Consider the following 21,550-nt stretch of genomic DNA (forward strand, 5'->3'; position numbering starts at 1 on the left):
TCCTTATTTGGTTCCGAAAATTCTGTCACCTGCATCTCCGAGTCCGGGAACTATATAGCCGTGTTCATTTAACTTTTCATCCAAAGAGCCTACATATATGTCTACATCGGGATGTGCTTCCTGCATCGCTTTAAGTCCCTCGGGAGCTGCGATTATACACATGAAATGAATGTGTTTACATCCCTTTTCTTTAAGCATATTTATAGCTGCAACAGAAGATCCGCCTGTAGCAAGCATAGGGTCTACCACAAATATTTCTCTCTCTGAAACATCTGCAGGCATCTTGCAATAATACTCTACAGGCTTAAGTGTCTCGGGATCTCTGTAAAGTCCGATATGTCCAACCTTAGCTGCAGGAATAAGTGCAAGCATTCCGTCCACCATTCCAAGACCTGCACGCAAAATAGGAACTACGCAGAGTTTCCTGCCCTTTAGTTCCTTAACGGTTGTCTTGCATATAGGTGTTTCAATCTCAACATCGTGTAACTGAAGTTCTCTTGTTGCTTCATAACAGATAAGCATTGCAATCTCGCTTATTGTCTGTCTGAAGTCTTTTGTTCCCGTATCAATTCTTCTGATATAACCTATTTTATGCTGAATCAAAGGATGATCCATGATTACTACTTTTCCCATGCTGTCCTCCTAGCTTAAAGAGTCCCCCATAAGTTATTCCTCAATTTTGGAAATTCTGCGACTGTGTTTCTCCATATTAGAAAATTCCGTATCAAGAAATGTATCAACTATCTCAAGAGCAAGCAGATCTCCTACGAGTCCGCCTCCCATTGCAAGCATATTAGCATCATTGTGTTCTCTTGTAAGTCTGGCTGATGTTGTCTCTGAGCAAAGTGCACATCTTACGCCTTTGACTTTATTTGCCACAATCGAAATTCCAATTCCGGTAGTGCAGATTACAATGCCTTTTTCGCACTCTCCGCTCGCTACAGCCTCTGCTGCCGCTCTTCCAAATTCGGGATAATCGCAGGATTCTTTGTTATAAGTACCAAAATCCTTTACCTCGAATCCTCTTTTCTGCAAATGCTCTTTTACAACCTCTTTAAGGTCAAATCCGCCGTGATCACTTCCAAGTGCTATCATGCCTGTTTCCTCTTTTCGTAATGATATGAGAACTGCCCGATCATAGGCTGTTCCCGTGGCTCTATATCATATTATAATACAAATCCTTTATAAGGATACCACATTATGTCCTGCGGCTTTTAAGAGCCTGTTCATAATTGCCTGTCCTATTCCGCTGTCATCAAATGATTCAGAAAACATAACATCTACGCCTTCATCGTCAAATTCTCTGAGTGCCTTGAAAAGTTCATGCGCTATTGTATTTTCATCTTCTCTTTTTCCAAGGCTCTTTACTGCATCAGCGTTGTATAAAGAAGTCGTTGAATCGGTTCCTATTACTCCGGTCCTCTTGCCTTCTTTCTTTGCCTTATCGGTCTCGCCGTTTATATATTCGACAACCTTGTCCTGAGGTCCGCTTACTATAGTAAGAGTTCCCTTTGGTGCGTAGTGTTTGTACTTCATTCCCGGCGCCTTGGGCTTAAGTGTCGAAGAACTGTCTATAATAGTCTTATCTATGCTGACCTTGCCAAGTACCTTCTCTATCATATCCGCAGTTATATATCCCGGTCTTAAGATCATTGGAACATCAGATGTAAGGTCGACGATCGTAGACTCAAGTCCTATTCCTACTTGTCCGCCGTCGATTATCATATCTATCTTGCCATCAAGGTCTTCTACACAGTATCTTGCAACCGTAGGACTTGGACGTCCCGACGTATTTGCGCTCGGTGCCGCAATATATCCGCCTGAAGCCTTAATAAGCTCAAGCGCGATCTTGTTGTTCGGCATTCTGATAGCCACCGTACCAAGACCACCTGTTGTTTCAAGCGGTACCTTGTCGCTTTTATTCATTATCATGGTAAGAGGGCCAGGCCAATACGCGTCAGCAAGCTTTCTTGCCGCTTCCGAGACTCCCTCTGTTATAAGTTCAAGATCTTTTATATCTGCAACATGGACTATAAGCGGATTGTCAGATGGTCTTCCCTTAGCCGCATATATCTTTTTTGAAGATTCGGGGTTAAGGGCATCTCCGCCCAGACCATATACTGTCTCAGTCGGAAATGCCACAAGTCCGCCGCGTTTAATGATCTCTCCGGCGTGCCTTATCGCATTCTCAGCCTCGGCATTGATATTATTCTCATCTATTACTACCAGCTCAGTTTCCAACTTACTGTCCCTCTGTATAACTTGCGATTACATCCCAGGCATCACTTGTTTCAAATCCGATTGCCCACTCTGCGACTCCTGCAAGATTTCTTGCTTTCATTGCTTCCAGCTTCTTTGCCAGAGACTGGGTATCTTCCACCCAGATTTTATAATTAGTGCCGTCTTTTGAAGTTCCTTCGCCGTAATTCTGGCCTGTTTCTTCATCCCATGAAACAGATATTCCGTTTGTCGAAAGGAAATCCTGCACATTATTCATATGCTGAACAACACTGTTATATTTTCCGTCTCCTTCCTTCCAAGCACGGCAATAGAAAGGTACTGCATTAATTACCTTCGAAGGATCCACATCCTGAAGTACCAGGTCAATACCCTGCTCAACAAAGCCAATGGACGCAACAGGTCCCGGCTCAGCACTTCCGTCCGTATGCTCATCATATCCCATCAATACGATATAATCGGCAACTATCCCCTGTTCTTTTATGTTCATAAACTTATTGTAGATAGGATAATAGTTATCTATAGAAAAAACTATTCCCTGTGATCTACACGCGATTGACATTTCTCTTACAAACTCGATAAACGGCTGAGATTTCTCTTCTTGTAAAATACTCTCAAAGTCAAGGTTTAAGCCATCCGCTCCCAAAAGAGTAACCTGAGCCAAAGCTTCCTTTATAATCTTAGCTCTCTTCTCTGCATAAGGAAGAAGGTCCATAAGCTTAAAGTTTTCCTTATTTCTCATGTCATCAAAGACTACCCATACATCCATTCCGGCTTCATGAGCTTGCTTGACATAATCAGCAGAACCGATACTTCCTACGGTACCATCGGCCTCTGCAATATAGAGCCACTGTGGTGCAATTACATTAAGTCCCTTTGTATTGGCAAGACAATCCGTAAGTGTCGCATTTCCGGCTTCAGATCCGATACAATGGAATCCGAGATTTATCAACTGATCCTTTTTAATTCTTGTATATTCAGGCTCCTGATAGTCTGTAACCGGATCAGGAGTAACCTTTCTGGGATCCTTAAGTTTCTTTTTTTCAATATAACCGATAAATGAATCGGCACTCTTTACCTTGACCCAATTTTCAAACTCTTCAAGAAGTACTACATCCTCGCCTTTATTCAGTTTTCTGATGACATCACTCTTAGGACCGCCCTTTATTCTAAGGTCAGTCTTTCTTGCAATAGTAGCAACAGCCTGTTCATCCCATTTCGCAGTCAGTTGAATGTGATTGGGCTCAGTAAACGCTTCATATGCGAAATTACTGTATTGTTTTACATAATCAAGCGCAACATAGAGGGTATCATCTCCCTCTTTGGAAATAACAAACTTCTCTTCACCCGAACCGCCTTTTGAATCGGTCCAGGTATTCTCACCTATATTCGATGTAATGATGGTATCCGGAGTTGTATACTTCAGCGTACCGTCTTCTTTACTGTAGTAGAATTTAGGATTAATGTTGTTTCGAATAACTTCAAGGTCTACGTAATACTCGCCGTCCCAGAGCTTTGCTCTTTTCTCTATGTACTCATCACCAAGTACGATCGCTACATCATCTTTACCCTTTATGTCAAAATAGGCTTTGAGATCTGCTTTTTTATTACTATATGAAAACATATGAGCAAGTGACTCTAAATCTTCGCCACTTTGAACTACGAAAACTGCTCCTAAAATTAAAATAAGGGCGATTATAAAAACCGCCGGATTGAATCTCCTTCTTGGTCTTCTGCGAGATCCTCTTCTGGATCTTGATCCGGACCCGGATCTCCTTCTGGAATTGGGGCTTGGTCTTCGTCTTGTATTTCTTCTTGTCATTATCTAGCTCCTTTACAATCGCCCTCTATTATAACAGACTATTAACTATACGTCATTATGAATGTCCCCTAAAGCAATATATTTAACTATTTATTGTATATGTTATGGCGGGGTGCCTCTTTATAAAAATTTCATTTGATGTTTTTATTGCTGTTTTGGGGACATTCTATCCGAAACGAGAGCCAAAAGGTCTTTACTTTGTGACAATTCCCTGCTAAACCATTTTTTCGTTCCAAATATGATTTGACGTATATTAATATGTATGAGATACCACTTCGCAAACCCTTGTCTCTACGCTCAAATACAGCGCAAATATATGGTATAATGATATTGTAAACAATATCTTTTGTTTATGCTCAATCTGTTGTGATTGTTGTGATGTAAAAATTGTTTGGGATTAATTTTTGAAACTATCTGTAAGACATTCTGCGAAGATTCGCAGAACCATAGACTAGTAGATAAATTATTCCTCAATCGCCTCCTTCCCGGATTTATATCCTCGAAAGGCATCTCACAAAATCCATCATAACAGATAAATCTTAAGATTTACCGTCGAAATTTCTTAAGATTTTATGTAGATGCGAATTTATTTTTAAAATATGTCGATACATCTATTGACATAGAAAACTCAATAAATTAGTATCTATGTATTCCAAAGTCAGGAGGTAACGCATCATGAAGATAGAAAAAGTCAACGATCACCAGATTAGATGCACGCTTACCAGAGATGACCTTGCGAAACGCGACCTTAAGATAACAGAACTTGCGTATGGTACCGACAAAGCAAAAGAACTTTTCCAAGATATGATGCAGCAAGCAAATATTGCATTTGGTTTTGATGCAGAAGATACCCCGCTTATGATAGAGGCTATCCCGATCAATTCCGAATGTATCGTTCTTGTAATCACTAAAGTAGATGATCCTGAGGAATTGGATACAAGATTTTCCAATTTTGCCCCCTCTATTCACGAAGAAGACGTAGATGATGAGGAATATGAGGATTATGGCGAAGCAGATTACGACGAAAATGAGGAAGCAGACGTTTCGTCCCTCTTTAAAAGACTGCAGCACAGCAACTTGAATGAGTATCAGGACTATAATGCAGGAAGCACTTCATCAGATGTAAAAAAACTTAAGGAAAAGACTTCAAGCGTCAGAAAAAAAGGCCAACCGACCAGAAGAGGCATACAGATTTTTTCCTTTGATTCTTTGCATGAAGCAAGCAAATTCGCGGTTATTGTAAGCAAAAAATTTAATGGTGAAAACACATTATATAAAGATGAAACAAAGGGTAAGTTTTACCTGATCCTTCATCAGGGTGATCTTGAAGATAATCTCTTCAAAAATATCTGTTCCTTATTAACAGAATACGGAACAGCCGAAATCGGAAGCAGTGCCGAGGAACAATATTTATCGGAGCACTTCTCAATTGTCTTAAAGGGTAACGCAGTACAGACTCTTTCAAGAATTTGACAGACTAATTTTTTACTAAATAAAATTGCCGGAGAAAATGATCTCTCATTTTCTCCGGCTTTCTTATTATCTTATGAATTACTCATCTCCGTACAGAGAAACAAGTTTTTCAAGATATGCTCTGTGCTCCTTAGCATGCTCAGCTGCTTTTGCATTGAGCTCTGCTGCTCTCTCAGGATTCTTGAGCTTAAGTGAAAGGTATCTTACCTCTCCGTCAAGGAAGCTCTGGAAGTCTTCTGTAGCAGGTTTGCTATCAAGAGTGAACTTCTTGTCTGCCTGAGGATTGAATCTGAACATATCCCAATATCCTGTAGCAACAGCCTTCTTCTCTTCATCCATAACCTTGTTCATGCCGGCCTTAAGACCCTGGTTGATACAAGGAGCATATGCGATGATAAGTGAAGGTCCCGGATATGCCTCAGCCTCTGAGATTGCCTTGATTGTCTGGTTCATATCAGCACCCATAGCAATCTGAGCAACGTAAACATATCCATAGCTCATAGCGATAGAAGCAAGATCCTTCTGCTTAATCTCTTTACCACCTGCAGCGAACTGCGCAACAGCACCTGTAGGAGTAGCTTTAGATGACTGTCCGCCTGTATTTGAGTAAACCTCAGTGTTAACAACGAGAACGTTTACATCCTTACCGGAAGCAAGTACGTGGTCGAGACCACCAAATCCGATATCGAATGCCCATCCGTCACCACCGAAGATCCACTGTGACTTCTTAGCTGCGAAGTCTTTATTCTTCTTGATGTATTTAGCTGCATCTGAATTGTCGCCTTCAAGAGCTGCGATAAGTTCATTTGTAGCTGCTGTATTCTCAGCACCGTTACTGAATGTATCAAGCCACTTCTGAGCTGCATCCTTAGCTTTTCCGCCATCGGCTACTACAGTCTCAACCTGCTCTTTGATTGCATCACGAAGTGCGTTCTGAGCAAGTACCATACCCATACCAAACTCTGCGTTATCCTCGAACAATGAGTTATCCCATGCAGGTCCGTGACCTTCCGCATTTACGGTATAAGGTGTTGAAGGTGAAGAGTTACCCCAGATTGATGTACATCCTGTAGCATTTGCAACGTACATTCTGTCACCAAAGAGCTGAGTAACAAGTTTAACATAAGGTGTCTCACCACAACCTGCGCATGCTCCCGAGAACTCAAGGAGAGGCTGCTTGAACTGAGATCCTCTGATTGTTGTAGCTTTGAGCTTCTCAACTACATCTTTCTTCTCAGGAAGAGTTACAGCGTAGTCGAAGTACTTCTGCTCATCCTTATTCTCTGCGATAGCACCCATCTTAAGTGTCTCGCCTGCCTTATTTCCAAGACATACATTTACGCAAGATCCGCATCCTGTGCAATCAAGAGCCGAAATAACGATTGAGAACTTGTATCCGGGTACACCATTAACATCCTTAGTCTGAAGTCCTTCAGGTGCCTTAGCAACTTCGTCGTCTGTAAGAGCAACTGTACGGATTGCTGCGTGAGGACATACAAGTGAACAGAAACCACACTCTACGCACTTTGTAGCATCCCACTTAGGAACATTAACTGCGATGCCTCTCTTCTCGTATGCAGCCGATCCTGAAGGTGTAGCACCGTCAACGTAAGGAAGACAATCTGAAACCTTAAGGTTGTTACCTTCCTGAGCATTAACCTTAGTCTGGATATTATTAACGAAGTCGATAACATCCTTTCTGCTTCCCTCAGCCTTCTTGAAGTCAAGGCCTTCATCCTTAGCATCTTTCCAAGACTCAGGAATCTCAACCTTGATAAGGTTCTTCGGATCTGCTCCGGCATCGATAGCTGCCCAGTTCTTCTTAACGACATCTTCACCCTTACGACCGTATGTCTTCTGTGCTGCATCTTTCATGAACTTAATTGCATCATCTTCAGGAATGATCTTTGTAATGTTGAAGAATGCCGACTGAAGAATTGTGTTAATTCTTGTAGGTCCCATTCCAACTTCAACACCGATCTTAGAACCGTTCATGATATAGAAGTTGATCTTATGATCGTACATGAACTTCTTAACCTGTCCGGGAATCTCAGTCTCGAGCTGTTCTACTGTCCAAGGGCAGTTAAGAAGGAATGATCCTCCGTCCACAATTTCCTGAACCATGTTGAACTTGCGGATATATGAAGGATTGTGGCACGCTACGAAGTCTGCCTTCTTGATAAGGTATGTTGACTTGATAGGAGTCTTACCAAATCTAAGGTGAGACATTGTAACACCACCTGACTTCTTAGAGTCATAATCAAAGTATGCCTGAGCATACATGTCAGTGTTGTCACCGATAATCTTGATAGAGTTCTTGTTTGCACCAACAGTACCGTCAGCACCAAGTCCCCAGAACTTACAGTTTGTTGTTCCCTCGGGAGTTGTAACGAGAGGAGCACCAACCTTGAGTGAAAGGTTTGTCACGTCATCTTCGATACCGATCGTGAACTCTTCTTTTTCTGTATTCTCAAATACTGCAACAATCTGTGCAGGTGTTGTATCTTTTGAACCAAGTCCGTAACGTCCGCAGAACACCGGAACGCTTTCGAATTTTGTTCCCTTAAGAGCAGCGATAACATCAAGAGCAAGAGGCTCGCGATATGATCCGGGCTCTTTAGTTCTGTCGAGAACCTGAATTCTCTTAACAGAATCAGGAATAGCTGCAACAAGAGCTTTTGCTGAGAAAGGTCTGTAAAGTCTGACTTTTACTACGCCGACTTTTTTGCCCTGTTTCTCAAGGTAATCGATTGTCTCTTCGATTGTATCGTTTACAGAACCCATAGCAACGATAACTACTTCTGCATTAGGATCTCCATAGTAGTTAAAGAGCTTATAGTCTGTACCAATCTTAGCATTAACTTTATCCATATACTTCTGAACGATGTCAGGAAGTTCATTATAGCCTGTGTTACAAGCTTCTCTTGTCTGGAAGAAAATGTCGGGATTCTGAGCAGAGCCCATCTGGCAAGGATGATTGGGATTCAAAGCGTTTGCCTTGAATGCATCAATTGCCTCGTGATTTACCATCTCGTCAAGATCCTTGTAATCCCACACTTCGATCTTCTGGATCTCGTGCGATGTACGGAATCCGTCAAAGAAATTAATGAAAGGAATGCGTCCTTCGATAGCTGAACAATAAGCAACAGGTGTTAAGTCCATAACTTCCTGTACACTTGAATCGCAGAGCATTGCGGCACCTGTCTGACGGCAAGCATAAACGTCAGAATGATCACCAAAAATGTTGAGCGCATGTGAAGCAACACATCGTGCTGATACGTTGAATACTCCGGGGAGTCTTTCACCTGCTACCTTATAAATGTCGGGAATCATAAGAAGAAGTCCCTGAGATGCGGTATATGTAGATGTAAGAGCACCTACTACCAGTGATCCGTGCACAGCTCCTGCTGCACCGGCCTCAGACTGCATTTCTGTAATCTGAACCGTACGACCGAAAATATTTTTCTTTCCGGCTGTTGCCCATTCATCTACATGCTCAGGCATAACAGATGAAGGTGTGATAGGGTACATGGCAGCAACTTCTGTAAAAGCATATGAAGCGTATGCAGCTGCCTCGTTGCCATCCATGGTTTTCATGTTTCTAGCCATTTTGTTTCCTCCTACCTTATATTTTGGATTATTTTTGGCACTTTTATTAAATTGTGTTAAAAAAAAAGGAATAGTGCAAAAATTCCGTCAGCAAGCTTTCATCTCCGAAAACAGTGCGACGGACTAATTTTCACTCGTATTCTGCCATTAACAATACTATCATTAAATTACCTTGGATGTCAATGATAGCAAGGGTTTGACGACTTTTTAACAAACTCGTTTTCGGTACATTTCGAACGTTATTATCTGTTAATTGTTAATTATATAACGTTATTGATTGATAAAAGTTTTCGTTTACTGTATTGCTTAAACGCTTTACTTATTATATGATATAGACGTATCAAAGGTTGGTAATGGCAAATACCAATCGTTTTTTGCTACACTACTTTTATTTATGGCATTTAATGATGGAAGGAGATTATTATGGCATACGTTATTAATGATGGCTGCATCAGCTGTGGCTCATGCGCTGCTCAGTGTCCTGTTTCTGCAATTTCACAGGGTGACTCACAGTTCGTTATCGACGCAAATACATGCATCGACTGCGGATCTTGTGCTGCTCAGTGTCCTGTAGGTGCTATCACACAGGGCTAACGCCAAGCAAGTAAATAATAAAGAGCATTTTCCAAGTTACTTGGATAAATGCTCTTTTTTATTTTCGAATGATTGGCTTTAGCCCTATGAGCTTGCCTCACTATCTTTTCTGCCTCAATGCCCCTTCTCCAAGTTCGCAAACTTGGTAAATTCGGGAAGCCAAAGAAGATCAACCGTTCCGATCGGGCCATTTCTCTGCTTTGCAATGATAATGTCCGCAACACCTTTTTTCTCAGTGTCTTTGTTATAGTAATCATCTCTATAAATGAACATTACCATGTCGGCGTCCTGCTCGATAGCTCCGGATTCTCGAAGGTCTGAAAGCATGGGCCTATGATCGGGTCTTTGCTCGACCGCACGGGAAAGCTGAGAGAGCGCAACAACCGGTACATTAAGCTCTCTGGCAAGAGCTTTAAGAGATCTTGAAATATCCGATATTTCCTGCTGACGCGATTCGGAGCCTCTTCCGGATCCTCCTGTCATAAGCTGCAAGTAATCAATCATGATTATATTAAGGCCATGATCCATCTTATACTTTCTGCACTTTGAACGAAGTTCCTGAATCGAGATACCGGGAGTATCATCAATAATGAGTTTGGAAGAGCCTACAACATCTGCACTTTCGATGAGATTCTCCCAGTCCATATCAGACATATTACCTGTTCTGATATGCTGTGAATCAACATGAGACTCCATCGCAAGTAGTCTGTTTACAAGCTGTTCCTTTGACATTTCCAGTGAGAATATCGCAACACATTTGTTGTCATGGAAAGCCATATGCTCTGCTATATTAAGTACAAAAGCGGTTTTTCCCATTGAAGGTCTGGCCGCGATAAGTATCAGGTCTGAAGGCTGAAATCCTGCTGTGCTGTAATCAAGATCAAGGAAACCTGTAGAAAGACCTGTAACGTTTCCTTTCATCTTACTTGCCTGCTCGATACGGTTCAGTGCGTTCATTACTACCTGATCGATAGAAACAAACTCACCTGTATTTCTCTTCTGTGTGATCTGGAAGACGCTCTTTTCAACATCATTAAGTATCCCTTCCATATTCTCAGAGTTTGAATAACAGGTATTTATTGTCTCTTCGCTTACACGGATCAATTTTCTGAGAGTGGATTTATCCGCAACAATCTGCGCATAATACTTTACATTCGCAGATGTCGGTACCGCCGAAACAAGTTCTCCGATATATTCGGCACTGCTGACCTGCGGCGGAACATTCTTTTCCCTGAGCCTGTTTTGAAGCGTGACAAAATCGACAGCACTTCCTTCACGGTTGAGCTCTACCATTGTCTCAAAAACCGTCCCGAGCTGTCTGTTATAAAAATCGTCCGGATTGACAATCTCAGACGCAATTTCTATTGCTTCTTTATCCATCAGCATCGCCCCGACAACAGATTGCTCTGCTTCCAGACTGTTGGGCGCGACACGCTTTAATAGAGTTTCCTCTGCCATTTCTTATTGTTCCTTTACACTCACTTTTAACACAGTAGTAACCTGAGGATGGAGTTTGACCGGAATCTCATAAGTTCCAAATGACTTTATAGGTTCCGGCATCTGAAGTTTCTTTTTATCAATATCAAATCCAAACTGAGCTTTTGCAGCTGTTACTATTTCCTTTGTGGAAACGGATCCGAATACTCTTCCGCCCTCTCCTGCTTTCATTGTGAGCTGTACTGTCTCTTTGCTTATCTTTTCGCCATAAGCTTTGGCTTCATCAAGACGCTGCTGCGCCAAAATTGAATCTCTTTTCTGCTGATTCTTAAGTTCGTTAAGATTTTTCTGTGTAGCCTCTACACCGAGTTTTTTGGGAATCACAAAGTTCTTTGCATAGCCATCGCTGACTTTTACGATCTCACCTTTTTTACCCAAACTCTTTACGTCTTCAAGTAATATAACCTGCATTTATGACAATTCTCCTTCTTCAATCATTTTATCAATTACATCCTTAACTACATCAACTGCCTCTTCTATCGGCATTCCTTCTATCTGGCATCCCGCAGAGCTCATATGGCCACCGCCGCCGAGTCTCTCCATAATGACCTGAACATTGACTTCGTCTATGGATCTGGCACTTACATACACTTTGTTCTGATAATCAGTGCATACAAAACTTGCTCTCACACCCTTGATGTTAAGGAGCTCATTTGCTGCCTGTGCGCCTACTATTGTAGGACTCTGTATATCATCGCTCTTCATAACAGAGATAGCATATCTGTCACGATATATCTCTGCCTGACTGACTGCATCAGCCTTAGCCTTGTACTCATTTGCATCTTCACGGAACAGTTTTCTTACTCTTGTAACATCCGCTCCGTTTCTTCTAAGAAAAGCAGCAGCTTCAAATGTTCTGACACCCGTCTTGTTCATAAAGTTATTGGTATCTACCATCATTCCCGAATACAGGCTGTCAGCCTCTTCGTTGTGAATCTTGACGTTCTCTCCGATGTACTGAAGAATCTCGGAAACCATCTCACACGCAGATGATGCATAAGGCTCAACATATGAAAGCGTCGCATTCTCTATAACTTCTGTTCCCGCTCTGTGATGATCGAGAACAACTATAGTCTTACAAAATCTCAAAAGTTCCGGACACTCTGTAATGCTCGGTTTATTAACATCAACAACTACCAAAACGGTATTGTTTCCGGCAATATCAATCGCCTGCTGATTGTTGATTATCATATCGTCTTCATAATCGGGATTACTCTTAAACAAGTCAACAAGTGGCTGCATTGATGCTGTCACGTCGTTCAAAACTATGTGACATTTCTTTTCCAGAGTTCTTGCAATCCTGTAAATACCGACAGATGCGCCAAAGCTGTCCACATCGCCCATTCTGTGTCCCATTACGATAACGGTATCTTTTCCCGAAATAATCTCGCGAAGCGCGTGAGCTTTAACTCTCGCCTTAACTCGAGTACTCTTTTCAATGGTCTGGCTCTTTCCGCCGTAATAAGACGTGCTGTCCGCGCTCTTTACAACAGCCTGATCGCCACCTCGACCAAGAGCAAGGTCTATGGCATTGCGCGCAAACTCGTAGTTCTGCGCATATGAAAGACCGTCAAGGCCAAGTCCGATACTAAGTGTTACAGCCATCTCATTTCCGATATTTACTGTCTTAACGTCTTCAAGAATATCAAATCGTTGCTTGATAAGAGTCTCGCAGGACTTCTTAGGCATGACAACAAAATATTTGTCTTTTTCTATCTTTTTGGATATTCCATTGCTTGATGCAATGTATTTATTAATCTTTCTGTCTATGAGAGCGGTCAAAAGAGATCTTCTTACCTCTTCTACGCTGTTCAAAGCCTCTTCATAGTTATCTATGTAGATAAGTCCTGCTGCCAGCGACTGATTATCAACTTCCTGAATAGCGAGCCTGAGTGCCGTCTCATCATACAGATAAACGGCTATAAGGCTTCCCTCATAACTCTTGGAATCTATTATGTCACTGTTTACCGCCATCTCATGAAGAGATATTCTCTTAAACTTGATAGTGAAGTTGCTGCTCTCATAGTCTACCTTATAAGATACTTCCTCATTATCAACCGGAAACTTATCCGCCGAAACCCCCGGAAAAATGGAAAAGATAGTTTTCTTATAAAGTCCCTTCTCCATATGAACCGCTTTTTCAAATGCTGTATTTGCCCAAACAACCTTACCCGAATCATCAAGAATGGCATGCGCAAGATCAAGGTCTTTTAATAACCTTTTCTGAATCTGTCCATACTGTGTCGCAAAGCTGATAAGCTCATTCATTATGATGGGTTTGTTGTAGAAATTAAGGTACATGACCGAAACAAAATAAAATCCTGTAAATATCAAAAGAATCAGACCCGCAGAGTCGTCCACAATAAATACCGCAATATTTACAAAAAGCAACAGTACTCCCAAGTATGCCAATACTTTGAGATATGTCACTAATTTTCCTTTTAGTTTAATTCTGTTTTTAGTAGCCATATTATTAGGTCCTCTTCTGCAATTCTTTGGACATTCCAATCTTTATTATAACATAAAAGGCATCTGCGACAATACGTCGCAGATGCCTCCATTATCATTTGAAATACACAGAAGAATGTGATTGATTACTTCACACCTGTCCACTTCCACTCAGCAACTTCAGGCATATCTACGCCGATGTCGTGAATGTATGTCTTATGCTCAACGAGCTTATCTCTCATCTTCTGGATGAGGAATGCGCCCTTGTTGCCGAACTGAGGCATGTTGTTAAGCATAGCGATTACAAGGTCGAAACGGTCAATCTTGTTCTGAACTCTCATGTCGAAAGGAGTTGTGATTGTTCCTTCTTCATGATATCCGTAAACGTGGATGTTTCTGTTTGTTCTTGTATATGTAAGCTCATGGATAAGAGTCGGATATCCATGGAATGCAAATACAATAGGCTTATCCTTTGTAAAGATTGTATCGTACTCTACGTCTGAAAGTCCGTGAGGATGCTTGTTCTTAGGCTCCATCTTCATAAGGTCAACAACGTTTACGAAACGAACCTTAACTTCAGGCATCTCTCTGTGGAGAATATCAACTGCAGCAAGAGCCTCAAGTGTAGGTGTATCACCGCAGCATGCAAGTACGATATCAGGCTCTTCTCCTGTATCTGTTGAAGCCCAATCCCAAATGCCGATACCCTGTGTGCAGTGCTTAACAGCCTGCTCCATTGTAAGCCACTGTGGTCTGGGATGCTTACTTGCTACAATAGCATTTACGTAGTTCTTGCTCTTCAAGCAGTGATCCATTGTTGAGAGCAAGCAGTTAGCATCGGGTGGAAGGTAAAGTCTTACAACGTCTGCCTTCTTATTTGAGATATGGTCAAGGAATCCGGGATCCTGGTGTGTGAATCCGTTGTGATCCTGCTGCCATACGTTTGATGTAAGAAGGAGGTTAAGAGATGCAATAGGCTGTCTCCATGAAAGACCGTTGCAAACCTTAAGCCACTTAGCATGCTGAGCTGCCATTGAATCTATAATACGGATGAATGCTTCGTAACTAGCGAAGAATCCGTGTCTACCTGTAAGAAGGTATCCCTCGAGCCATCCTTCACACATATGCTCTGAAAGCATTGAATCCATTACACGTCCGTCTGATGCAAGGAACTGGTCTGTATCGTTGTCGATAGGGTTGTTCCAATCACGGTTAGTAACTTCGAATACCTTGTTAAGACGGTTAGACATTGTCTCGTCAGGTCCAAAGATACGGAAGTTCTTGTGCTCATCGTTAAGCTTGAATACGTCTCTGATATATCCGCCAAGCTCAATCATATCCTGCTTCTCAACAGTGCCGGGAGCGGGAACATCGATAGCGTAATCACGGAAATCAGGAAGTCTGAGGTCGTGAAGAAGCTTACCACCGTTAGCATGAGGGTTAGCACCGATACGTCTGTCTCCCTTAGGAGCGAGCTCCTCGAGTTCAGGAATAAGACGTCCATTCTCATCAAAGAGTTCCTCTGCATGGTAGCTCTCGAGCCATTCCTTGAGGATATCAAGGTGCTCAGGCTTATCCATCATTACAGGTACCTGGTGTGCCTGGAAAGATCCCTCGATCTTGTTTCCGTCTACGAACTTAGGTCCTGTCCATCCCTTAGGAGTACGAAGAACGATCATAGGCCATACAGGTCTTGTTGTATCACCTGTTGTTCTTGCATTCTTCTGAATAGCCTTGATCTCATCCATAACAACATCAAGAGTCTCAGCCATCTTACGATGCATTTCCTTAGGATCTGTTCCTTCAACGAAGTAAGGCTTCCAGCCGTTACCCTTGAAGAATGCCTCAAGTTCCTCGTGTGAAAGGCGAGAAAGAATTGTAGGATTAGAAATCTTAAATCCGTTAAGATGAAGGATAGGAAGAACTGCTCCATCAGAAACGGGGTTAAGGAATTTGTTTGACTGCCATGATGTAGCAAGAGGTCCTGTCTCTGCTTCACCGTCACCAACTACACATGCAGCGATAAGATCAGGGTTATCAAATACTGCACCAAAAGCGTGTGCGATAGAATAACCAAGCTCACCACCCTCATGGATAGAACCGGGAGTCTCAGGAGCAACGTGGCTTGAGATACCGCCGGGGAATGAGAACTGCTTGCAAAGTTTCTGTAAGCCATCCATATCACGGCTTACGTTAGGATATACTTCACTGTATGATCCCTCAAGGTATGTATTGGCTACGAAGAAGTTTCCGCCGTGACCGGGACCTGAAATAAGGATCATATCCTGATCATATTTGTTGATTACTCTGTTAAGGTGAACATAGATAAAGTTCTGTCCGGGTACTGTTCCCCAGTGACCTACGATTTTCTTTTTGATATGCTCCTTCTTAAGTGGTTCACGAAGAAGCGGGTTCTCAAGAAGATACAACTGTGCTGCTGCGAGATAATTAGTTGCACGCCAGTAGGCGTCCATTTTTCCTAAATACTCATCAGTAATTTCCATGTGATTCATATTATTCCTCTCCCTTTATTATTAATTACATACCGACATGATATATTGCCGATACAAAGTGCCATACCCAACCTTCTGTATATCTTTTATAAAATCTCATGTCGTTGGTATTTCTATTGTAAGATAAGCTATTTGAAGAACATTTACTATATTATTATTGCTAAATCTTTATCAATTATTGCTATTGTGAAAAAAATATCGCATTACCGTTCCTTGTAACCCGCATGGTTATGCATTCCGTTAATAAAATAGCAATCGTGAAATCGCAAATAATGCTCCCGCTATATATAACCCTGTAACGAATTCGCCTTATTTTATCACACTTTCGGGAGTTTTTTCGTTATTTTATAGATATTTAATAAACGTGATTGCGCAAATCGCAACCACGTTTATTTTCAACACTTCTATATTTTCGATTATTTAGATATCATCAGAATCATCTGTCAAAAACAACATTCCCAAAAGCCAGTCATCATCCTTCTCTCTTTGAAGCTGTTTCTGCTTACGATCGAACTCTTTGCGTTCGCTCTTACTCATGTTACCCACAAGATCTTTGTACTGTTTGTCCGTAATCCGCACGTCCTTATCTTTCTTTCCAAAAAACATAACCGTCACCATCCTTTCCCCGATCACACAATGGTATACGTCAACAAAAAACCTTAATTATTCAGCCCCCGCTTTGAACGCCCTCAATCGCTGTAATTCTCTGCGACAGCGTTGGATGCGAATAATCCAGCACAACCTTTACAGGATGTGGATTGATATCCGACAATGCCTCTTTATGAAGCCTCTTAAGCGAGGAAACAAGGTCATGTCCATAACCTTCTTTTGCCGCAAAAGCATCCGCCTGATACTCATGCCTTCTCGAAAGATAGTTGGATATTATATTGAGTCCGTTTGAAACAGGCCAGGTTATAAATGTTACCAATATCTCTGCGAAGAAATAATTGATTCCGTCAAAACCAAACGCTGTATAAAAACCGGGAATATTTAGCACAATCCACAATGCTATAAATACCAGCAGTATTCTTACCATAGAAAACGGAAGTGACTTAACGGTATGCTTATATTTTGCATGCGCAAATTCATGTGCAAATACGGCAACAATCTCATCATCGGTAAAATTATTGACAAGATTGTCATCCAAAGATATGGTCTTTAATTTTCCAAATCCTGCACAGAAAGCATTCGAAGTCGTAGTTCTTCTGCTTGCATCCCTCACTACGATTTTCCTGACGCGCATTCCATATTTCTCGCAAAGTGTCAGGAGCTTACTCTTTAATTCTCCATCCTCCAACGGAGTAAATTTGTTATAAATTCTCATAAGCGGAACTATTATCAAATTCAGAATAAGCATAATAACCATCATTGCAACAGTGCCGACCAAAATTGCCATATTGCCAAAGGCCTCAAATATAAACATTGTGAGCGCTATGATAAGGAATGACATTATACCTCCAACGAGGATATTCTTTATCATATCAACAAAAAATGTCTTCTTCGTAGACTTATTAAGGCCGTACTTCTCTTCTATAACGAAAGTATCATAATACTTAAAAGGCACATCAATTAATTCAGACAATGCCGTAAGCACGAATATAAAGATCAAATACTGTACATAGACATTGCAGTCTTCAAGTACCTTAAATCCCCATGCATATGCATTTGATATCAAAAGAATCGCCAAAAAGACTATATCGGCTATATTCCATATGGTATATAGTTTTCCGCTCTCTGCCTTGTAGTTTTTCCAGTTCGCATACTCTTTTTCATCATAAACATCTCTTACATTCTCGGGAAGTTCTCCCTTCTGATGCTTATCATTAAGATATCTGATTACTGCGTCGAATCCCTTATTCAGGAAAAAAGAAATCAGAATTATTGTCTTAAGCATTATTCACTCCTCCGGGTCAGGTATTCTCTTTAACATACTCTGCAATCTCTTCAAAATTTCTTTGCCACGACTCGTATCCCTTTTGGCCTCTTCTGTCCGGAATCTCGTAGCGCCTCTTAAGTTCCTCGCCAAGATAATGGGTAAACTTATATGCTCCCCAGTAATTTAAATGTGATTCATCATTAAAATCTTTTTCAAAATCAAGTCCGATCTCACCGTAGTCATAATTTGTACTATTAAACTGCACTCCATAATACTCGGCAATCTCTTCTAATCTATTATATACTTTTTCATCCTCCGAAGAAGTAATATACGGAGTCACGACAAGAAATAGTTCGATATCATTTTCCAGCGTATATTCAATAATCTTGGTAAGGAATATCTCAGACTTAACGGTCACGCCTACACTTGCCGTCTCATCAATGACCGGCTCTTCTTGCGGCTCTCGCTTAAGATATGGCGTAAACCCTTTAAAAGTCAGCATTTTCTTCCTTACAGTAAACGGATAAAGAAAATCCTCCGCTTTAAGTGTATCAACTCTTCCATGATATGTTATAAAATCAGGAAAGATCCTGCTAATCTTGCGAGATTCAACGCTGTCAATGATCATCCCCATTTTATTAAATGAAAATCTCATTCCGTTAAGATTCTGATTGAGCCAGGTATACTGATAATTGTCCTTAAATCTTGCCGGAGAATACAGGTCAAGTACAACAACTTTCGGCTTCTGATACTTACAGAATTCTCTAAGATAATAATATGTACACCAAAGCGGCTGCTCGGCAGCACTGTAATCGTACGACGCTATACCATACTCATTCCACAAAAGCCCCGTATCTATATCGCAGTGCACATGACTCGAGCCCATCATCACCACGTCAATTGTATTTCTGGGCTGATAATATAACCCTCTTGCCTGATTTATCCCATGCTCCGATTTTATGCAAAACACGCCGTCCAGATACCACAAAGTAAAGACTGTCAGGCATATGAAAAAAAACTGTAAAGCCCTCTTTTTTAACATATAATGCGTTACCCCACTTCAATACACAACAAAACTCAAAAATTCATATACATAAAATTACTTGCGCTATAGCCCGGTCCGTAAAGGCCAAATACTATAATTGCAATTATTATAAGATAATATATAAGATACCTTACACCACAGGCATAATCCTGCAGCACAACGGGAAATGGCTTATTTTTCTTATAGCTTATTACATCCATCAATATAACGATCAAAATGAACACCAATAAGAAATTTGTTCGAGCCGTCTCTTTACACAATTCATTGTACTGCGCGATAAAAGTAGTTCCCGCATTTCCCGCAGTAAACATGGCAATACAGTATTCAATGGCAGTCTTAAGGCCACTGGCTCCAAAAAATATCCACGCAAAAGAAACGCAGCAAAAGGTAATAATGCGCCCCTTAACTACTGATAAAATGCTTTTATCCTTGTCGCTATTCTTTTTCCTTCTGATCAAAACATCAATGACGGAATATATACCGTGAAGCATTCCCCACACCAGGAAATTAAGCCCATTCCCGTGCCATATGCCACATAAAATAAAAACAATCGACACATTTATGCACTGTCTGAGCACTCCTCTCCTGTTTCCACCAAGCGGAATATAAACATAATCTCTAAGCCACATACTAAGAGATCTGTGCCACCTGCGCCAAAAATCTGAAATATTCACAGCCAAATATGGTGCCGTAAAATTCTGAACGAGATTGATTCCAAAAATCCTTGATACTCCCACAGCTAACGCCGAATATCCCGCAAAGTCACAGTAGATCTGCATGGTGTACGACAACGATCCGAGCATAAGCCATAAACTGCCACTGTCTCTGTAACCATTAAACAACTTAGTCACCAAAGCGCCCAGATTATCTGCGACCACAAGTTTCAAAAAATATCCGTACAATATGTATCCAAAAGCCTCGGACATTCTTTGCTCATCCAGAAATCTGACACTTTTAAGCTCTTTTACCTGTGCCACGAAATCTTCTTCTCTTTCTATGGGTCCACTTACAAATTTAGGAAAAAAGCTCATATATAGCGCAAAGAACATGATATTCTTTTCCGCACGTATCTTACCGTTGTAAATATCAACAATATATCCTATTGCCTGGAACGCATAGTAGGAAAAACCAATCGGAATGATCAAATTTGAAAATCTCGGAATTCTGGATGAAAACTTCAGAAAAGACAATGAAAAAACCAGAAGAAATAAGCACGCAAAAAGACAGGCACCTGCTACCCTGTTTCTATTCTTATCTTTAAAAAACTGAATCAGTAATCCAAAAGCGTAGACAATAGCAGTTGTCACCAAAAGCACAACTACAGCTCTTTCATTAAGATGATATATATACGAAATACTCGAAAGAAGCAGCACAAGCGGTCTTGCTTCCTTTCGAACCATAAAAAAAACTGCTATCACAATACTCAAAAAGACAGCAGTGTACAACGAAAATGCCACAAACAATCCTCCAAACAACTAACTTGTGTTTTTTATTCTACCATTTATCGAATATGCTGTCATCCATGCACTTTTTCACGAAAAAAGGCTCCCGTTATCGCAAAAACGGAAGCCCATATTACATCTAATGCTATATTTTCATTAATCTAGCGGTTCTTCTGTATCATTTTAAAAAAATAACAATCTCTTTTTCATAGACCATTTTTGTTCCAAAGAAAAAGAGGCGGTCAGTAACCACCTCATAGTTTCTTATATTCATCATATATTTTAACCGAAAGTATAATATCAACAATGTAAATCGCATTTCCAACCAAATATCTTAACGCTCTCATTCCCGACATACGTCTTAGCATAATAAGTTTCAGCGTACAAAGTTCTTCAGGTATCAATGTACTCAGGAATACTCCCAAATCTATCAATACAAAAACCGGCAAAAATAACACTCCGATTCCAAAAAAGAATGTTCCAAAGAAAACAAACAAAGCCGAGAACACGAAAAACATTACAAAATACGGTATCTGTATAAACTTGTTTATCATAGTGATCTGCGCCAGTTTTTTCTTATCCTTGCATGTAATGCCGATAACAATAGTAACTATCAGCTGCGCCAGGAAAATACATAAACATGTCAAAAATGTACTTTTCAATTCTTCACTTGGTCGAAAAAAAACCGCAAGAGCATACAAATACGGTGATATCCCGTTAATATACAAAAGTTTTTCCATATTTTACGTCAGTCTCATAAACAAGTTTACAACTCCAACCACAAGCAGTATCGGGAAAGCAATGGAAAGAAGTCCGCCAACTACCAGTCCTACCAAAATAAGCGGCAAGAATACCAAAAATGTTACGACCTTGAAGATTCCCCAAGTTGCTTTAAAAGCAAATCCGATCATCCTTCCGAAGATCATAAAGAATAATATAATAAAAAGCAGTGACAACATATTTTCCACCATCCTTTCAAACATAAGCAATTGT

At 40.8% G+C, this 21,550-nt stretch carries 17 protein-coding genes; 2 read left to right on the forward strand and 15 right to left on the reverse strand.

What is annotated here, in order from left to right; translation table 11 throughout:
• Window positions 1–3: 3 nt before the first annotated feature.
• The 4 genes from upp to G628_RS0111790 form a co-directional block, all read right to left on the reverse strand.
• Window positions 4–633, reverse strand: a complete 630-nt coding sequence (upp, locus tag G628_RS19000; RefSeq protein ID WP_026656531.1) for a uracil phosphoribosyltransferase — start codon at window positions 631–633, stop codon at window positions 4–6.
• Between the two features lie 33 nt (window positions 634–666).
• Window positions 667–1,095 carry a ribose 5-phosphate isomerase B gene (rpiB, locus tag G628_RS19005; RefSeq protein WP_026656529.1) on the reverse strand — a complete coding sequence of 143 codons (429 nt, stop codon included), beginning with the start codon at window positions 1,093–1,095 and terminating at the stop codon, window positions 667–669.
• A gap of 87 nt (window positions 1,096–1,182) precedes the next feature.
• Window positions 1,183–2,241 (reverse strand): L-threonylcarbamoyladenylate synthase, encoded by a 1,059-nt coding sequence (locus tag G628_RS0111785; RefSeq protein ID WP_026656528.1) that lies wholly within the window; start codon window positions 2,239–2,241, stop codon window positions 1,183–1,185.
• Between the two features lies 1 nt (window position 2,242).
• Window positions 2,243–4,060, reverse strand: coding sequence for a glycosyl hydrolase family 18 protein (locus G628_RS0111790; RefSeq protein WP_051199181.1), 1,818 nt, complete (start codon window positions 4,058–4,060; stop codon window positions 2,243–2,245).
• 675 nt (window positions 4,061–4,735) lie between these two features.
• Between G628_RS0111790 and G628_RS0111795 the strand changes: the two genes are divergently transcribed.
• A complete protein-coding gene (locus G628_RS0111795) occupies window positions 4,736–5,533 on the forward strand; it encodes an adaptor protein MecA (RefSeq protein WP_026656527.1) in 798 nt (265 codons plus the stop codon).
• A 78-nt stretch (window positions 5,534–5,611) separates the two neighbouring features.
• Here G628_RS0111795 and nifJ read toward each other — a convergent pair whose 3' ends face one another.
• Window positions 5,612–9,142 (reverse strand): pyruvate:ferredoxin (flavodoxin) oxidoreductase, encoded by a 3,531-nt coding sequence (gene nifJ / locus G628_RS0111800; RefSeq protein ID WP_027209224.1) that lies wholly within the window; start codon window positions 9,140–9,142, stop codon window positions 5,612–5,614.
• 423 nt (window positions 9,143–9,565) lie between these two features.
• Here nifJ and G628_RS0111805 point away from each other — a divergent pair, with 423 nt between their 5' ends.
• A complete protein-coding gene (locus tag G628_RS0111805) occupies window positions 9,566–9,736 on the forward strand; it encodes a DUF362 domain-containing protein (RefSeq protein ID WP_026656525.1) in 171 nt (56 codons plus the stop codon).
• Window positions 9,737–9,850: 114 nt separating this feature from the next.
• Here the strand turns inward: G628_RS0111805 and dnaB are convergent, their stop codons facing one another.
• The 10 genes from dnaB to G628_RS0111855 form a co-directional block, all read right to left on the reverse strand.
• Window positions 9,851–11,194 (reverse strand): replicative DNA helicase, encoded by a 1,344-nt coding sequence (gene dnaB / locus G628_RS0111810; protein WP_026656524.1) that lies wholly within the window; start codon window positions 11,192–11,194, stop codon window positions 9,851–9,853.
• 3 nt (window positions 11,195–11,197) lie between these two features.
• Complete coding sequence (gene rplI / locus G628_RS0111815) at window positions 11,198–11,644, reverse strand: 50S ribosomal protein L9 (RefSeq protein WP_026656522.1); 447 nt, start codon at window positions 11,642–11,644, stop codon at window positions 11,198–11,200.
• Window positions 11,645–13,702, reverse strand: a complete 2,058-nt coding sequence (locus tag G628_RS0111820; RefSeq protein ID WP_026656521.1) for a DHH family phosphoesterase — start codon at window positions 13,700–13,702, stop codon at window positions 11,645–11,647.
• Between the two features lie 125 nt (window positions 13,703–13,827).
• On the reverse strand, window positions 13,828–16,194 hold the full coding sequence (locus G628_RS0111825; protein ID WP_027209225.1) for a phosphoketolase: 2,367 nt from the start codon (window positions 16,192–16,194) through the stop codon (window positions 13,828–13,830).
• Window positions 16,195–16,614: 420 nt separating this feature from the next.
• The gene (locus G628_RS0111830; RefSeq protein WP_155833805.1) at window positions 16,615–16,800 is read right to left on the reverse strand and encodes a hypothetical protein; all 186 of its coding nucleotides are present in this window, start codon (window positions 16,798–16,800) and stop codon (window positions 16,615–16,617) included.
• A gap of 61 nt (window positions 16,801–16,861) precedes the next feature.
• Window positions 16,862–18,088 carry a M48 family metallopeptidase gene (locus G628_RS0111835; RefSeq protein WP_027209226.1) on the reverse strand — a complete coding sequence of 409 codons (1,227 nt, stop codon included), beginning with the start codon at window positions 18,086–18,088 and terminating at the stop codon, window positions 16,862–16,864.
• Between the two features lie 16 nt (window positions 18,089–18,104).
• The gene (locus G628_RS0111840; RefSeq protein ID WP_027209227.1) at window positions 18,105–19,112 is read right to left on the reverse strand and encodes a hypothetical protein; all 1,008 of its coding nucleotides are present in this window, start codon (window positions 19,110–19,112) and stop codon (window positions 18,105–18,107) included.
• Window positions 19,113–19,147: 35 nt separating this feature from the next.
• Window positions 19,148–20,572, reverse strand: a complete 1,425-nt coding sequence (locus G628_RS0111845) for an MBOAT family O-acyltransferase (RefSeq protein ID WP_027209228.1) — start codon at window positions 20,570–20,572, stop codon at window positions 19,148–19,150.
• A 239-nt stretch (window positions 20,573–20,811) separates the two neighbouring features.
• A complete protein-coding gene (locus tag G628_RS0111850) occupies window positions 20,812–21,297 on the reverse strand; it encodes a hypothetical protein (RefSeq protein WP_027209229.1) in 486 nt (161 codons plus the stop codon).
• 3 nt (window positions 21,298–21,300) lie between these two features.
• On the reverse strand, window positions 21,301–21,483 hold the full coding sequence (locus G628_RS0111855) for a hypothetical protein (RefSeq protein WP_242827226.1): 183 nt from the start codon (window positions 21,481–21,483) through the stop codon (window positions 21,301–21,303).
• Window positions 21,484–21,550 lie beyond the last annotated feature (67 nt).

Origin of the sequence: Butyrivibrio hungatei NK4A153, assembly GCF_000424465.1 — a bacterium.
Lineage (GTDB): Bacteria > Bacillota > Clostridia > Lachnospirales > Lachnospiraceae > Butyrivibrio > Butyrivibrio hungatei_A.

What these genes read in the sequence shown, in the direction of transcription:
- upp (WP_026656531.1), bottom strand. Translation starts at nt 633, where the DNA reads ATGGGAAAAGTAGTAATCATGGATCATCCTTTGATTCAGCATAAAATA.
- rpiB (WP_026656529.1), bottom strand. Translation starts at nt 1,095, where the DNA reads ATGATAGCACTTGGAAGTGATCACGGCGGATTTGACCTTAAAGAGGTT.
- G628_RS0111790 (WP_051199181.1), bottom strand. Translation starts at nt 4,060, where the DNA reads ATGACAAGAAGAAATACAAGACGAAGACCAAGCCCCAATTCCAGAAGG.
- G628_RS0111795 (WP_026656527.1), top strand. Translation starts at nt 4,736, where the DNA reads ATGAAGATAGAAAAAGTCAACGATCACCAGATTAGATGCACGCTTACC.
- nifJ (WP_027209224.1), bottom strand. Translation starts at nt 9,142, where the DNA reads ATGGCTAGAAACATGAAAACCATGGATGGCAACGAGGCAGCTGCATAC.
- G628_RS0111805 (WP_026656525.1), top strand. Translation starts at nt 9,566, where the DNA reads ATGGCATACGTTATTAATGATGGCTGCATCAGCTGTGGCTCATGCGCT.
- dnaB (WP_026656524.1), bottom strand. Translation starts at nt 11,194, where the DNA reads ATGGCAGAGGAAACTCTATTAAAGCGTGTCGCGCCCAACAGTCTGGAA.
- rplI (WP_026656522.1), bottom strand. Translation starts at nt 11,644, where the DNA reads ATGCAGGTTATATTACTTGAAGACGTAAAGAGTTTGGGTAAAAAAGGT.
- G628_RS0111820 (WP_026656521.1), bottom strand. Translation starts at nt 13,702, where the DNA reads ATGGCTACTAAAAACAGAATTAAACTAAAAGGAAAATTAGTGACATAT.
- G628_RS0111825 (WP_027209225.1), bottom strand. Translation starts at nt 16,194, where the DNA reads ATGAATCACATGGAAATTACTGATGAGTATTTAGGAAAAATGGACGCC.
- G628_RS0111830 (WP_155833805.1), bottom strand. Translation starts at nt 16,800, where the DNA reads ATGTTTTTTGGAAAGAAAGATAAGGACGTGCGGATTACGGACAAACAG.
- G628_RS0111835 (WP_027209226.1), bottom strand. Translation starts at nt 18,088, where the DNA reads ATGCTTAAGACAATAATTCTGATTTCTTTTTTCCTGAATAAGGGATTC.
- G628_RS0111840 (WP_027209227.1), bottom strand. Translation starts at nt 19,112, where the DNA reads ATGTTAAAAAAGAGGGCTTTACAGTTTTTTTTCATATGCCTGACAGTC.
- G628_RS0111850 (WP_027209229.1), bottom strand. Translation starts at nt 21,297, where the DNA reads ATGGAAAAACTTTTGTATATTAACGGGATATCACCGTATTTGTATGCT.
- G628_RS0111855 (WP_242827226.1), bottom strand. Translation starts at nt 21,483, where the DNA reads ATGATCTTCGGAAGGATGATCGGATTTGCTTTTAAAGCAACTTGGGGA.